Raw genomic sequence first — 13,554 nt, 5'->3', positions numbered from 1 at the left:
AACAGACGGTCAGGCCTCGTAGACGACCTTGCCGCCGCAGATGGTCATCACAACGTTGGCGGAGCCGATCTCGGTGACGGGGCAGGTCATAACGTCCTTGTCGAGGATTTGGAAGTCGGCGACCTTGTTGACCTCGATGGAGCCGCGGATATGCTCCATGTGCTCCTGATACGCGCCGTTGATCGTGTACATGCGGATGGCGTCCTCACGCTTCATGGCGAGGTCGGGCCGGGCACAGTATCCGTCGGCGGTGGTGCGGGTCATGCAGAACTGCATGCCCTGGCGCCAGTTCATGGAGAAGCAGGTGGAGTCGGAGCCGCCGGTCAGGCAGGCACCCAGGTCGGTATAGGCCTGATAGTCGAAAATCTCTTCCTTGTCGGTGAGGACGGGGGTGTTCCAGCCGAAGACGATGTTGGCGGCGGTGGGCTGAATGGCGGCCAGGACGCCGTTCTTGACCATCTTCGCGGCACACTCCTTGGTGGTATCGTCGCAGTGGATGAGGAAGTGGCGCAGGTCCTTGCCGGGATAGAGCTGGTTGGCCTGGGCGAAGCCCTCGATGCAGGCGTCCATGGAGCCGCCGCCGCAGGAGTGGATACAGACCTGCCAGCCCATGCGGTGCAGCTCAATGATGGTGCGTTGGACCTCGGTGATGAGTTTGTCCTCATCCAGACCCCAGGCGGTGACGAAGGAACCCTCGGGACGGACGCCCTTGCGCTGCCAGGTGGGGCCGCCCAGGTCGACAAAGAACTTGATGGCGTCGCCCTTGACCCAGTTTTTATCCTTGAACTCGGGGACATTGCCCTGGACGCGCTCGGTGCCGCGGATGATGGAGTCGTAGCTCTCCTCGCCCAGGATGGCGGAGAAGTAGTTGATGGAGACGCGGGCGGTCAGCTCGCCGCGCTCGGCCATCTTCTCGTAGATGTGGATGGGACGGGTGCCCCAGGTGCCGCGGAAGACGTGCTCGCCGCCCTCGCCCAGAATATCGGTATGGGAGGTGATGCCTTGCACGTTGAGAGCGTGCTGTACGCGGCGGATGGCGTCCTCGATCTCGCCGTCGGAGAGGATGGGGCACTTCTCGCACAGGAGGTTCTGCGCGCCCCACTCGTGGAAGCGGCCCACAGGCTCGCCGTTCTCATCGCGGTCGATCATGCCGATGCTGGCGGGAATCTCAGGATAGTTCTTGTCGATTCCGGCGACCTCCAGGGCCTTGGAGTTACACACCATGGAGTGGAGGGAGAAATCGGTCATGGCGACGGGAACGGTGGGGGAGACGGGGTCCAGATCCCAGCGGTTCATGATGCGGTTCTCTGCGGCCAGCTCCTTGATGTTGCCGTCCACGAAGCCGCAGCCGAAGACCCACTGGCCGGGGGCGGCCTTGTCGCAGGCCTCCTTCAGCTTGGAGAGGATCTTGTCCATGCTGTCATAGTAGGGGCCGGAGAAATCCAGGAAGGTGGGGGACAGGGTGTAGCCGGTGTGAACGGCGTGCATATGGGAGTCGTTGGCGCCGGGCAGGACCAGCTTGCCGCCGGCGTCGATGACCTTGGTGTCGGGCCCAATGTAAGCTTCCATCTCGGCGTTGGTGCCCCGGTCGATGATGAAGCCGCCCTTGGTGGCGACGGCCTCAACATAGTTGAAGTTCTTGTCTACCGTGGCGATTTTACCGTTCTTGATGACGAGATCTGCCTTTACTACTGCCATTATTGACACCTCCATAAAATTCGGAGGGGCGGGGCTGCCGCCCCTCCGTGCAAAAACTGCTTCAGCTGCAGCGACAAATTATTGCTTTATCCAGGCGATGCGGGAGATGTTGATGAGGTGCTCGTAGGTGAGGTTCTCGGAGATGGAGTTGTTGCCCCAGGAGCCGCAGCCCAGCGTGGAGGTGGGGTTGAGGCCGTTGGCCAGAGCGGGGTTGGCGGCGAAAATGCCGGGCTGGTTGACCAGCAGACGGGAGACAGGCAGCTCCACGCCGGCGTATTCGGCCTTCTTGTCGTCATAGGTATGGACCACGGCGGAGTGGCCGGCGCCCTCATAGAGCAGATTGGCCTTGGCGACGGCCACGCCCTCCTCGAAGGAGTCCACCGCGATGGCAATGGTGACGGGGCACATCTTCTCGGCGCAGAGGGCGTCCTTGGCGCCGGCGTTGGCCTTGTCCACCTTCAGCAGGATGATGCGGGTCCACTCGGGGATCTCCACGCCGGCGGCATCGGCGATGTCCTTGGGATACTGGCCCACCAGCTTGGAGTTGATGTGGCGGCCGTCGGGGAAGAGGGCGGTGCGGAACTTCTGAACGGTCTCGTCGTCGGACACATAGTAGGCGCCGGCTTCCTTCATGGCGGCCAGGAACTCGGCCTCGTCGGCGGCGGGATAGATGGCGGACTGGTTGCCCGCGCAGATGAGGCCGTTGTCGTAGCTGCGGCCGGCGACAATCTGCTCGGCGGCCTCCTTATAGTTGAAGCCCTTGTCGATGATGGTCTGTACGTTGCCGGGGCCCACGCCGAAGGCGGGGTGTCCGGAGGAGTAGGCGGAGCGGACCATGGCGGCGCCGCCGGTGGCGATGATGACGTCGGAGGCCTGCATCAGCAGCTGGGTGCACTCGATGGAGGGCTCCTCAATGCACTGCAGCAGGTTCTTGGGCGCGCCCAGAGCGGCCAGCGCGTCGTTCATGATCTGGACGGTGTGCAGGGTGGACTTCTTTGCGCGGGGATGGGGCGCCACGATGAGCACGTTGCGGCCCTTGAGGGCGTAAGCCGCGTTGAAGATGGCGGTGACGTTGGGGTTGGTGCAGGGGGCGACGGAGCACATAATGCCCTTGGGCTTGGCGACGAGGGCCAGCTTGTTCTCCTCGTCGTAGCCAATGATGCCGACGGACTTCTTGCCGTCCAGCGCGTGGTGGATGCCGTCGGGGGAGCCGGCGTTCTTTTCGATCTTGGCGGCAAGATCGCCCAGACGGGTCTCCTCGACGGCCTCGCGGGCCAGCTCCTCGGCGTGAGCGCCGAAGGCGTCGAGAACGGCGTTGACACAGGCGTCCACCTGCTCCTGGGTATAGTGCTCAAATTCGGCCAGGGCCTGGCGGGCGTTGGCGACCAGCTGGGCAACTAATTCCTGATTATCCATGATAGGATCCTCCTCCTATAATTTTGATAAGCATAATTTATCACCTGCGCGGTTTCCCATATTGTATAAAACGGAACAGACGGCGGGGGGAAGGTGTTAGGCGTTTGTGTAAATATGATAAAAGGGGGCCAAAACGGCTCAAAGGTTGGGACAGGAAAGAAGTTTACCGCCGGATGCCGCGCGGGCGGCCGTGCTCAGCGGAGGGCCCGCCCGGGTAAAAAAACAAATCCCCCATCGAACCGGTTCGATGGGGGATTGTGGTCGGTCAGGAGCGGCAGAGGACCTCCCTGCGGAAGCGGAGGGGGGTGTCGCCGCAGAAGCGGCGGAATTCCCGATTCAGGTGGGACTGGTCGAAATAGCCGTTGTCGAAGACGATGTCGGACAGGCTGGCCTCGTCGTCCTGCCGGGAGAGCATCCGCACCGCGTTCTGGAAGCGCATGATGGAGGAGTAGTTCTTGATGGAGATGCCGTGGGCCTCCTTGAACTTCTCGCGGCAGTACCGGCCGGTGTAGCCGGTGTAGTCGCTGATGACCTCCATGCGGATATTGCCCCTGGCCTGGCAGAGCTGGAGCTCGGAGAGCTCCACAAAGTCGGGTGTGTATGTATCGTCGGTGAGCTCCAGGCGGGCGAAGTCCGCGATGGCGGCGATGCGCTGGTCGAAGGTCTCCTGGGCGGCCAGGCGCTCGGCGATCCAGCCCGCGCCCTTCAGGTCGTCCTCCAGGGAGATCTGTGCGTCGGTGAGCTCGTGCCAGGCCGCGCCAAGAGGACGCATCCCCTTGGGGCTGTAGGGCTTGAAGCCAAAGTACACCGAATCGGGGGCCAGCACCAGCTCCCGGGGGGCGGTCTGAACGCCGCTGACCACCGCCACGGGATTCTCCCGGTCGCACTTGAAGAGGAAGTCGATGCATGCGTCGGGGATCAGACGGATGGGCGTGCCGTCCCTGCCGGTCTGGAACTGGTAGCACAGCGCCAGGTTTTTCTTGGAATAGGGGTTCCACTTGAGCAGGCGCTCACTGTAGTGGAGCTGCTTGGAGAGCTCGGGCTGCAGGGGCACGATGTCCCGGTCGATGTTCGTCTGACAGGTACTCATCATACATCCTCCTTACAAACCAAACGTGCGGCTACTCTCGTTGTAATGGCAAAATCAGCTCTCGGCGCGGGAGGGATGGGTCTCGTCCAGGAAGAAGCCGATTACAAACGATACCAGGTTTACGAAGCCGAAGATGAAAAGACTCCACTTCAGGCCGAAGGCGTGGGCGGCCACTGCGTCGGCCACGGGGGCGATGCCGGTGAGAAAGGTGGTCAGGGCGCCGCCGATGGTGGGGGAGACAAAGCCGGAGAGAAACGCGCAGGCGTTGAAGAGGGCGAAGGCCGCGCCGGAACGGCTGGGGGTCATTCCCTCCAGCTCCATGGACATGGTAAAGAGCACGGGCATCCACATGCCATTGCCGATGCCGTAGATGGCGGTTCCGGCCATTGCGAGGGGAACGCTGAAGCTGACGGTGGACACCAGGGTGCACACGCCCGCGAACTTCAGAATCTGCCCTATGATGAGTATGGGCTTGCGGCGGCCGGTCTTGGACATAATCACGCCGCCCATTACGCTGCCGACCAGGCCAACCAGGGGAAAGGCCAGCGCCGCACAGAGGTTTGCCACCGCGGGGTCCATGCCGCCGCCCTCAGCGATGAGGGTGGGGAGCACCACAACCATGAAGGAATAGCAGAAGAAGTCCATTACAAAGACCAGACAAAGAAGTTTGATGTTCTTCCGCTTCCAGAGATTGCGGTAAATGCCCTTTTCAGGCAACTCCACCGCCGCGCTCTGGGGGATATCCGCGGCTCGGATGCAGGTCACCCAGACGACCATCAGAATGAGCAGCGCCACGCCCCAGACGCCCATGGCAATTTTCCAGGAGCCAAGGAGGCTGCTGAGGGGGAGCATCAGCGCAAAGCTGATGACAGTGCCGATGAAGGGAAACATACCGTTAAGGGTGTTCATGGTATCCCTCGCCCTGCCTGTATACCAGTTCATGATGGCGGAGCCGATGAAGGGGATGGCCAGGCCGAAGCCGATGGAGTAGATGCCGCGGGCCACCAGAAAGAGGGGGTAGGTGGGGGACCAGAAGTTGAGGAGCACGCCGATGGTCAGGAAAAACTGGGTGCCCAGATAGAGCTTGCGGATCCCCAGGCGGCTCTCCAGGATACCGCCGGCCAGACAGGCCACGATACTCATGGGAAAGGTGATGGAGACGGAGAGGTTCAGCAGGGCGTCCTGGCCCGCCAGACCGTAATACTCGCTCAGTACGCTGAGGATGGGTGAGGGAGACATCTGCTGCACATAGCCGATGCCGATGGTCAGAATAACCAGAACTGTCATGAGCGGCAGCTTGCGGGGCCGCTGTTCCATAGGGGGTTCCTCCTTCGAGTTTCTTCTCTCTTCTCTTTTTGCGTTTGCGATGTTTTGCGGTGGGGCTTCCTCTTTTTACAATACAGAGGAGGTACGGGCGCTGTAAGGTGGAGACAGACACGGGCTTACCGTGAAACTACATTCAGGAGGAGATTGCAATGACGAATACAGAAGTCGAACGCGTCCGCGAGGTAGTGCAGCGTTATATCGACGCCACCTACAAGGCGGATATCCCCGCGCTGAAGAGCTGCTTCCACAAGGATGCCCGGATGACCGGCTATCTGGGCGATATGCTGCTTGTCGGCACCCCCGATCCGTTTTTTGAGGATATGGGCTCCGCGCCCTCGATGGAGTCCAAGGGCGACCCCTACAAGGCTGAAATCCGCGCGCTGTCCGTCACCGGCCGCATCGCCGACGCGGTGGTGTACGAGACCGGCTTCCGGGGCGACGGCGTCCTGGAGGACCACTTCCATCTCATCTGCGACAATGGCGTCTGGAGCATTATCTCCAAGAACTTCACCACCATCTGAGCATCTGCATATCGGGCCGGACCCCTTGGGGTCCGGCCTTTTTATGTATCGAAGCCGGGCGGACCTGACAAAACACAGGAAGCCTCCGTCCGCCTGCCGGAGACCCGAACCGGGCGGAGGAGGTGGTCTGAGCACTGTGAAAGAGCGGTAATCCGGGCAGTCTGTCCCCGGTGCGTCTACATACTAACCCATCTGAGGACGATTTTGCACTATCACAAGTGATAGTCTGAGTGATAATCCGCTGAGGAAAAGAGACGAACACCTATCATTTTCTACGTGCGTTTTTTGTGCATATGTGGTATACTGCTAACAAAAGATCGCGCGGCGGCAAAAAACGGCGTTTTCGGGCGTTTCCGGCCGGAAAAATACAGCTGGGCCCGCGGCGGTGCTCAGGAGGTCGGAAAGCTTCAAAAGTGAGGGGTGGTAGTATTGCACATTCTTGGTGCGAAGATCCTGTCCCGCTCCAGGGTCAACCGGCAGCTGGACCAGATATTTGCCTATCCTCTGACGGTTGTCAGGGCCCCTATGGGTTTCGGAAAGACCACGGCGCTCCGGGAGTATGTGCACGCCAAGCACCTGGACCCCATCTGGCTGTCCCTTCTGGGGTCCGGCGGGTCCCTGGCCTACTGCTGGGAGCGGATGAACGCCCAGATCAAAAAGAAGAACCCCCAGCTGGCCCAGCGGTTCGTGGACTTGGGCTTTCCCAAGGACGCCCCTCAGCTTGCCAAGATTGTGGGGCTCGTCTGTGAGACCGAGTATACCGAGCCCACCCTGCTGGTGATAGACGACTACCACCTCATCGACTGCCAGCAGACCGCCGATCTCATCACCCTGATTGCCGGGGAGCAGGTAAAGAACCTTCACATCGTGCTTCTCACGCGCAATACCCAGGTCCTGCCCGTGGCCGATCTGGAGCAGCGGGGCCTCTGCTGGGTGATGGGCCAGGAGGTTCTGCAATTCCGGGCGGGAGAGATTAAGGATTACTTTGCCCTCATGGAGTACGACGCAAGCGAGGAGGCCCTTCAGAGCGTGGGCCGCTGGACGGGTGGGTGGATCTCGGGCATTTACCTGGTCCTGCGGGGGATGCGCCAGGGTCTGCCCATCGGCAGGGGGGAGGACATCGACCAGCTTCTGGAGCTGAACCTCTACAGCGCCTATGACGGCGAGACCCAGAATTTTCTGGAGAAGCTCTCCTGGCTGGACGCCTTTACTCCGGAGCAGGTGTCCTGGGTGTTCGAGGACACCGCCGCCAGCGCCAAGCTGCTGAATCTGGTGCAGGGCAACGCGTTTATCATGTACAACAACACCCTGGCCGCCTACAAGATGACCGACCTGCTTCAGGAGTTTCTCCAGGGGAAGGCGCGGCAGAAGGGCGTGGACCCCCGCCCTCTCTGGCACCGCATGGGGCTGTGGTTCCTGGAGCGGGGAAAGAGCGTCCTGGCCTATGACTACCTCTGCCGCTCCGGGGAGATCGAGACCATTCTCCGGGATCTGGACCGGGCGGTGGGCAAGGATATCCACTTCGCCCAGTTCCCGCAGATTCATAAGGTGTTCGACGGCCTGCCCTCTGAGACCGCGTTCCGCTACCCTCTGGCCACGCTGCGCAACATCCGGGTCATGGCCCTATCCGGCCCGCCCTCCTCCCACAGCGTGCTGGAGGAGCATCTGCAGAATATGGAGCGCTATTTCCTGACCGTCAAAGACATGGATGAGCAGCGCCGGACCCTGATTCTGGGCGAGATCCACAATACCTGGATTTTTATCGCGTTTAACGACGTGCAGCAGGTGGTGGCCCATGCCGAGCAGGCCGTGAAGTATTTTGCCGGCCGGTACTCCTGCATCGTCAGCAACGAGACGGAGTTCAACTACGGCGCGCCCCACCTTCTCTACTGCTACTACAAGAAGCCGGGCACCCTGCGGGATACGGCGCGGTTCATCGCCAACCACTTCCATACCCTGGCCCAGGCGGTGGAGGGCTGCGGCTCGGGCAGCGAGCCCCTGGCGCTGGCGGAGTATGCCCTTGAGACCGGGGACTTTGACAATGTGGAGCTCAACGCCCAGCGGGCCATCTACCAGGCCCGCAGCTATAACCAGACCTCCATTGAGATCTGCGCCGCCTTTGTCCTGGCCCGGCTGAGCCTCTACCGGGGCAAGTTTGCCGAGGGAGAGCGGCTCATCGGCGAGCTGGCCGGCACGGTGAGCAGCCAGAACAGCGCCGTTCTCAACACCACCATGGAGCTGTGCGCCGCCTATATCAGCAGCTGCTTCGGCAAGGTGGACGCCATTCCCAACTGGCTGAAGGAGAACGATATGGACACCGGCAGCTTCCTCTTCCAGGGGGTGGCCTTCCCCTATATCGTCTGTATGCGGGCGGTGCTCCTCTCCGGGGCGTTTATCCGGCTGGAGGTCCTCTGCCAGGAGTTCCGGGAGAAGTTCGCCCTCTACAACAATCAGCTGGGCTTTATCCACAACTATATCTGCTGCGCGGTGGCCCGGTCCAAGCTCTACGGGATCGAGGCGGGCTGCGAGGAGCTGGAGCACGCGCTGGTCCTGGCGGCGGCAGACGATGTGGTCATGCCCTTTGCCGAGAACGCCATAGGCATCCTGCCGATGCTCCGCAAGATGCGCTGCTCCCGCAGGGTGCCCCAGGACTTCCTGGCCCGGGTGGTGAGCTGCTGCGAGCGCTATCAGCAGAGCGTGTCCGGTCTGCTCCCCACCGCAGTCACACTCACCGACCGGGAGCGGGAGATCCTCCAGATGCTGGCCAAGGGCATGAAGCACGAGGAGATCGCCTCCGGACTCTATATCTCGGTGCCGACGGTGCGCTACCATGTGAAAAACGTATACCAGAAGCTGGAGGTCAACAACAAGGTCTCCGCCATACAGAAGGCCAGAACCATGAATCTGATATGACAAAAAGAGGGAGCCGGCGGACCATTGTCCGCCGGCTCCCTCTTTTTGTCATATCAGGCCTTTCCAGCTGCATAGCGCCGAACAAACTCCTCCTGGGGGACGGGCTTTGAGAAAAAGAAGCCCTGGCCGTAGTCACAGCCGATCTCCTGCAGGAACGCCACATGCTCCCTCTGCTCGATGCCCTCGCAGACCACCCGGATATTGAGCGCGTGGGCCAGCTCCGTCACGCAGGCGAGGACGTTTTTCACCCTATCGGACACGCCGTACTCCCGCAGGAAGCCCCTGTCCAGCTTGAGCACCTGAATGGGGAGGGTGTCCAGCAGGTTCAGGCTGGAGTATCCGGAGCCGAAGTCGTCCATGGTGACAACAAAGCCGGCGTCCTGGAGCTGGAGCAGCTTTTTTACGAGCACGTCGGAGGTCTCATTGAAGGCGCTCTCCGTGATTTCCAGCTCAATGCAGCGGTGGGGAAGGCGGTAGCGGTCCACAATCTCCAGTACCGCCGGATAGAACCGCTGCTGGTAGATTGTGACACGGGAGAGGTTCACCGCAATGGAGAACTCTCCGCCGTACCGGTCCATGTGACGCCGGATAAAGGCGCAGGCCTTGTCCAGCATGCAGAAATCCACCTCCGCAATGGAGCCGTTGCGCTCGAAGAGGGGGATAAAGTCGTCCGGGGCCACGATGCCGTGGCCCGGGATATCCCACCGCACCAGCGCCTCGGCGCTGTGGAACGACAGGTCGGAGAGGCTGAATTTGGGCTGGAGGTACATTTTAAACTCGCCGCCGTCCAGCGCCCGGCGCAGCCGGTTTTTCAGCTTGTTCTCATGGTTGAGCTTGTCCAGCAGCTTTTCGTTGTACCAGACGGTGGTGGACTTGCCCAGCAGCTTGGCGTCCTTGTGGGCCATATTGGCCTTGTCCATCACGGACTGGATGACCTCGGCGTTTTCGGGGATGGCATATGCGCCAACGGTAAAGGTGACGAATTCGGAGACGTTGAGCAGCGGCCCCTGGAGCAGGGTCTTCGCGAGGAGGCTGCGCAGGCCGTCCACAAGGTCCGGCTCCTGTCTGGCCAGGATGAGGAAGTCGTCCGCGGAGATGCGGGCGCAGAGCTGATTCGAGTGGTAGCGCTCCCGCAGGGCGTCCGCCAGCGCGCACAGCAGCTTGTCGCCCAGCTCGTATCCGTAGCTGCTGTTGAGAAATTTGAAGTCGTCGATGTCCAGCTCAATAAGGCAGTACCAGCCGCCGGGGCGCTGGCGGAGGAGGGGGGCGGCATTGGCCTCAAATCCCGCCCGGTTGAGGATGCCGGTCAGGTTGTCGGTATAGATGCTGTTCTCCAGCGCTCTGCGGTTTTTGCGATTGAGCAGGGTGAACACGCAGACCGAGATGAGGAGGACCACGCCGTAGAAGACGATGAACCGGATAAGCTTGCGCTCCGCGCCCTGCTCCGCCAGGAGCACCATCTCGTCCGCCTGGGCGAAGTGCCGCTGGCTCAGCTCATAGAGCCGCAGAGGGGAGGTCTCCCCACGCCGAACCTGATGGATTTCCGTCTTCATCTCATCCCACGTCTGCTCCAGGAGCGCCAACTGGGACTGATAGTCCTTGTCGCCGTTGCGCCGCAGATTGAACTCCCCCTGGCCGGTGCGCAGGTTGTCGATGATCTGATCCAGCCTGAGCAGAAGCGCGTCGTCCTGCTGGCCGCTCATCTCCTCCTTGACCAGCTTCTGGGTGGCGCCGCGGACAATCCCGCTGTAGTTCACGATGCGTGCGTCGCCAAGATTTTGCATCAACAGGACCATCAGAATGGCGAGTGCAATCACCCACATGCAGGTGTAGATAAAAAACTCGTTCTTCTTCCTCATAGGCGGCCTCGATTCTACCAGTCTTGGCGCGGGAACAGGGGTGATACTGTGCCGGGGCCAGAAATCCGGGAGGGCCGGTCAGCGCTGTGCAATCTCCCTGGCAAGGACCGCGCAGAGCTGCCCGATATCGATGGGCTTGCTGACGTGGGCGTTCATTCCGGCCGCCAGCGCGGCGGAGATATCGTCGCTGAAGGCATTGGCCGTGGTGGCGATAATCGGAATCGCGGCCCCGTCGGGCCTCTGGCTGGTGCGGATGCGCCTGGTGGCCTCGTACCCGTTCATCACCGGCATCTGCACATCCATCAGTATGGCGTCGAAGTGCCCGGGTTCGGAGTTCAGGAAAGCGTTCAGCGCATCCTGGCCGTCCACGGCGCACTCCACCGTCACGCCGCTCATGGTCAGCAGCTCCACTACAATTTCTCGGTTGAGCTCGTTGTCCTCGGCCAGCAGCAGGCGCTTCCCCTTCAAAACGGCCTGGCCGGAGCCGGCGTCCATATGGAAGCGCTGTTCGCAGCCCAGGGCGGCCCGGATGGCCGCGTAGACGGAGGAGCGGTAGAGGGGTTTGGGCAGAAATGCGTTGGCGCCTGCCTCGCGGGCCCGCTCCTCAAACTCCGAGCTGTCATAGGCCGAGATCATGATGATGGGCAGATCGAATCCCACGCTGGCACGGATCCGCCGGGTTACCTCAATGCCGTCCATGTCGGGAATCTTCCAGTCGACCAGACAGAAATCGAACCCACCGCCCTGCCGCTGGGCGCCGACGACCCGGTCGACGGCCTCTTTCCCCGTGGTGACCCATTCGGACTGGATTTTGATGTTCTCCAGGAGGGAGGCGGTCTCCACACAGACGTCTTTTTCATCGTCTGCCACCAGGGCACGCAGACCGAGGTCGGAAAAGTCCTCCAGGGGACCCGCCTCCTCATCACGGAGCAGCGGCAGGTCCACCGTGCAGACGGTTCCCACGCCGCTCTCGCTCTGAATATCGATGCGCCCGCTCATCAGGGTCACCAGGTTCTGGGTGATGGACATCCCCAGCCCCGTGCCGCCGTAGCGCCCGGCGATGGAGGCATCGGCCTGCTCGAAGGGCCTGAAGATACGCTCCAGCGCCTCGGGGGCCATGCCGATGCCGGTGTCCCGGATGACGAAACGCAGAGTGTCCGTGCTGTGCTTGGAGGCGATGCGGGTTACGGTCAGGGTGACCGCACCGCCGGGCGGGGTGAACTTGACCGCGTTGGAGCCCAGGTTTAAAAGAATCTGACTCAGGCGCAGCGCGTCGCCGATGTACTGGGTCCGGCCCTCAAAGCCGGACATGACCTCCCTGAACGCGACGCCCTTGGCCTTGGCCTGGGCATAGATGGTGGAGACGAAGCTGTTGACGACCTGGGACAGGTCAAAGGGCTCCTTCTGCAGTGACATCTTGTCGCTCTCGATTTAGGACATATCCAGCACATCGTTGATGAGCATCAGCAGGTGCTTGGAGGAGTAGTTGATTTTGGTCAGACAGTCCTCCACCTTCTCCGGGGAATGGACGGAGGCTGCGGCGATGGTGGTCATACCGATGATGGCGTTAAGCGGAGTACGGATTTCGTGGCTCATGCGGGAGAGAAAGTCGCTCTTGGCGGAGTTGGCCCGCCTCGCGTTCATCATGGCATCCTGAAGGGCCTGCCGCGCCTTGAGCTCATCCGTGCAGTCGGACAAAACGCTGATGACCTGAAGTTTCTTCATACTGTCCGCGCGGTAGATTCGTACCGACAGCCACCGCTTTTCCCGGTCGGGGAGGGTGTATTCCACGGTCTTGATGAAAGGGAGCTCCTGGGCGTGGACGGCGGCGCGGATCTCGGCGGCGTCCTCACTGCGGAAGCCCCGGTAGAGATCTTCCATGACAGCCACCGGGCGGCCGATGACCCTCTCAATGTTGAGTCCGGTATAGTAGATCTGCTCTGTCTCCGCGTCGCGGATCAGGAATGCGTCGTCAATGCTGTTGGAGAGCGTGTCGAAAAGCTGGCTGCGCAGAACCAGCTCCCGCCTCTGCCGCCGAAGGGCGTACTGGGAGAGGAGGAGGGCGCCGAACATCAGCCCCATCAGGACAAGGGAGCCAATCAGGGTGTTTTGATGCAGAGCCTCCGCCATTTCGCCGTACTGGACCTTTTTATCCTGTGCGCTCTGTATCATCTTGTCCAGAATACCCGTTGCCTCATCGTACAGAGGGTACAGGCGGGTGTCCTGCCAGCGTTCAATTTCGTCCAGGGTGGTGTCCCTCCCCCCGGCAAACTCCAGGCAGGCCGAATGTTCCGTATCCAGCGCCGCCAGGGCGGCGTACAGCCGGGCCATGTCCTCCGGGTCGCCCAGGTAGAGCGTCTCCAGCTTATCCAGAGGCTGCGCCATTTTGGAGTCGATGTCGTCCAGCGCGCTGCGGACCAGGGTGATATCAGCAGCGCTGTTATGGGAGGTCAGACGTTCAAAGCGAATCCGCATCTCCGATATGCAGCTCTTGAGATCGCCTGCCGCCGCCACCACCTCGAAGGGGTGGTCCGATATGACCTCCATATGTCCGGAGAGCTGGTTGGAGCTCCACAGGGTCATTATCAGGTAGATCAGCATCAGGACGATGAGGCCTGCGGTGCTGACAGTGCTTAAAATCCAGGTTTTATCCTTCGCCCTCATGCCGCTGCCGGCCGGCTTGCTGTGCATGTACAACTCAACTCCAACGTGTCCGTCCTTCGGCGGAGCG

Annotated in this window: 9 protein-coding genes; 2 read left to right on the top strand and 7 right to left on the bottom strand. The window is 61.4% G+C overall.

Features of this window, described 5'->3' with window-relative positions; genetic code table 11:
• Window positions 1–9: 9 nt before the first annotated feature.
• The 4 genes from H8S62_RS05310 to H8S62_RS05295 all read right to left on the bottom strand — a co-directional run bounded on the left by H8S62_RS05310 (window position 10) and on the right by H8S62_RS05295 (window position 5,521).
• On the bottom strand, window positions 10–1,698 hold the full coding sequence (locus H8S62_RS05310; protein ID WP_173023552.1) for an amidohydrolase: 1,689 nt from the start codon (window positions 1,696–1,698) through the stop codon (window positions 10–12).
• Between the two features lie 78 nt (window positions 1,699–1,776).
• Complete coding sequence (locus H8S62_RS05305) at window positions 1,777–3,114, bottom strand: aldehyde dehydrogenase family protein (protein WP_155148042.1); 1,338 nt, start codon at window positions 3,112–3,114, stop codon at window positions 1,777–1,779.
• Between the two features lie 265 nt (window positions 3,115–3,379).
• A complete protein-coding gene (locus tag H8S62_RS05300) occupies window positions 3,380–4,204 on the bottom strand; it encodes a helix-turn-helix domain-containing protein (RefSeq protein WP_173023551.1) in 825 nt (274 codons plus the stop codon).
• Between the two features lie 54 nt (window positions 4,205–4,258).
• Window positions 4,259–5,521: an MFS transporter gene (locus H8S62_RS05295; RefSeq protein WP_155148036.1), complete on the bottom strand. Its 1,263-nt coding sequence runs from the start codon at window positions 5,519–5,521 to the stop codon at window positions 4,259–4,261.
• A 158-nt stretch (window positions 5,522–5,679) separates the two neighbouring features.
• Here H8S62_RS05295 and H8S62_RS05290 point away from each other — a divergent pair, with 158 nt between their 5' ends.
• Together H8S62_RS05290 and H8S62_RS05285 are read left to right on the top strand one after the other, a co-directional pair.
• On the top strand, window positions 5,680–6,051 hold the full coding sequence (locus H8S62_RS05290) for a nuclear transport factor 2 family protein (protein WP_155148034.1): 372 nt from the start codon (window positions 5,680–5,682) through the stop codon (window positions 6,049–6,051).
• A 429-nt stretch (window positions 6,052–6,480) separates the two neighbouring features.
• Window positions 6,481–8,964, top strand: a complete 2,484-nt coding sequence (locus tag H8S62_RS05285; RefSeq protein WP_173023550.1) for a helix-turn-helix transcriptional regulator — start codon at window positions 6,481–6,483, stop codon at window positions 8,962–8,964.
• Window positions 8,965–9,017: 53 nt separating this feature from the next.
• Here the strand turns inward: H8S62_RS05285 and H8S62_RS05280 are convergent, their stop codons facing one another.
• The 3 genes from H8S62_RS05280 to H8S62_RS17950 all read right to left on the bottom strand — a co-directional run bounded on the left by H8S62_RS05280 (window position 9,018) and on the right by H8S62_RS17950 (window position 13,514).
• Window positions 9,018–10,823 carry a putative bifunctional diguanylate cyclase/phosphodiesterase gene (locus H8S62_RS05280; RefSeq protein WP_155148032.1) on the bottom strand — a complete coding sequence of 602 codons (1,806 nt, stop codon included), beginning with the start codon at window positions 10,821–10,823 and terminating at the stop codon, window positions 9,018–9,020.
• Between the two features lie 78 nt (window positions 10,824–10,901).
• Window positions 10,902–12,239 carry a response regulator gene (locus H8S62_RS17955; RefSeq protein ID WP_243255371.1) on the bottom strand — a complete coding sequence of 446 codons (1,338 nt, stop codon included), beginning with the start codon at window positions 12,237–12,239 and terminating at the stop codon, window positions 10,902–10,904.
• A gap of 15 nt (window positions 12,240–12,254) precedes the next feature.
• Complete coding sequence (locus H8S62_RS17950) at window positions 12,255–13,514, bottom strand: sensor histidine kinase (RefSeq protein ID WP_243255369.1); 1,260 nt, start codon at window positions 13,512–13,514, stop codon at window positions 12,255–12,257.
• Window positions 13,515–13,554 lie beyond the last annotated feature (40 nt).

This window comes from Lawsonibacter faecis, assembly GCF_014287675.1.
In the GTDB taxonomy this organism is placed as follows: domain Bacteria; phylum Bacillota; class Clostridia; order Oscillospirales; family Oscillospiraceae; genus Pseudoflavonifractor; species Pseudoflavonifractor faecis.
This window is presented reverse-complemented; position numbering and strand designations above follow the sequence as displayed.

Bases quoted from the DNA above. Each gene is read 5' to 3' on its own strand.
- H8S62_RS05310 (WP_173023552.1), bottom strand. From the start codon at position 1,698: ATGGCAGTAGTAAAGGCAGATCTCGTCATCAAGAACGGTAAAATCGCC.
- H8S62_RS05305 (WP_155148042.1), bottom strand. From the start codon at position 3,114: ATGGATAATCAGGAATTAGTTGCCCAGCTGGTCGCCAACGCCCGCCAG.
- H8S62_RS05300 (WP_173023551.1), bottom strand. From the start codon at position 4,204: ATGAGTACCTGTCAGACGAACATCGACCGGGACATCGTGCCCCTGCAG.
- H8S62_RS05295 (WP_155148036.1), bottom strand. From the start codon at position 5,521: ATGGAACAGCGGCCCCGCAAGCTGCCGCTCATGACAGTTCTGGTTATT.
- H8S62_RS05290 (WP_155148034.1), top strand. From the start codon at position 5,680: ATGACGAATACAGAAGTCGAACGCGTCCGCGAGGTAGTGCAGCGTTAT.
- H8S62_RS05280 (WP_155148032.1), bottom strand. From the start codon at position 10,823: ATGAGGAAGAAGAACGAGTTTTTTATCTACACCTGCATGTGGGTGATT.
- H8S62_RS17955 (WP_243255371.1), bottom strand. From the start codon at position 12,239: ATGTCACTGCAGAAGGAGCCCTTTGACCTGTCCCAGGTCGTCAACAGC.
- H8S62_RS17950 (WP_243255369.1), bottom strand. From the start codon at position 13,514: ATGCACAGCAAGCCGGCCGGCAGCGGCATGAGGGCGAAGGATAAAACC.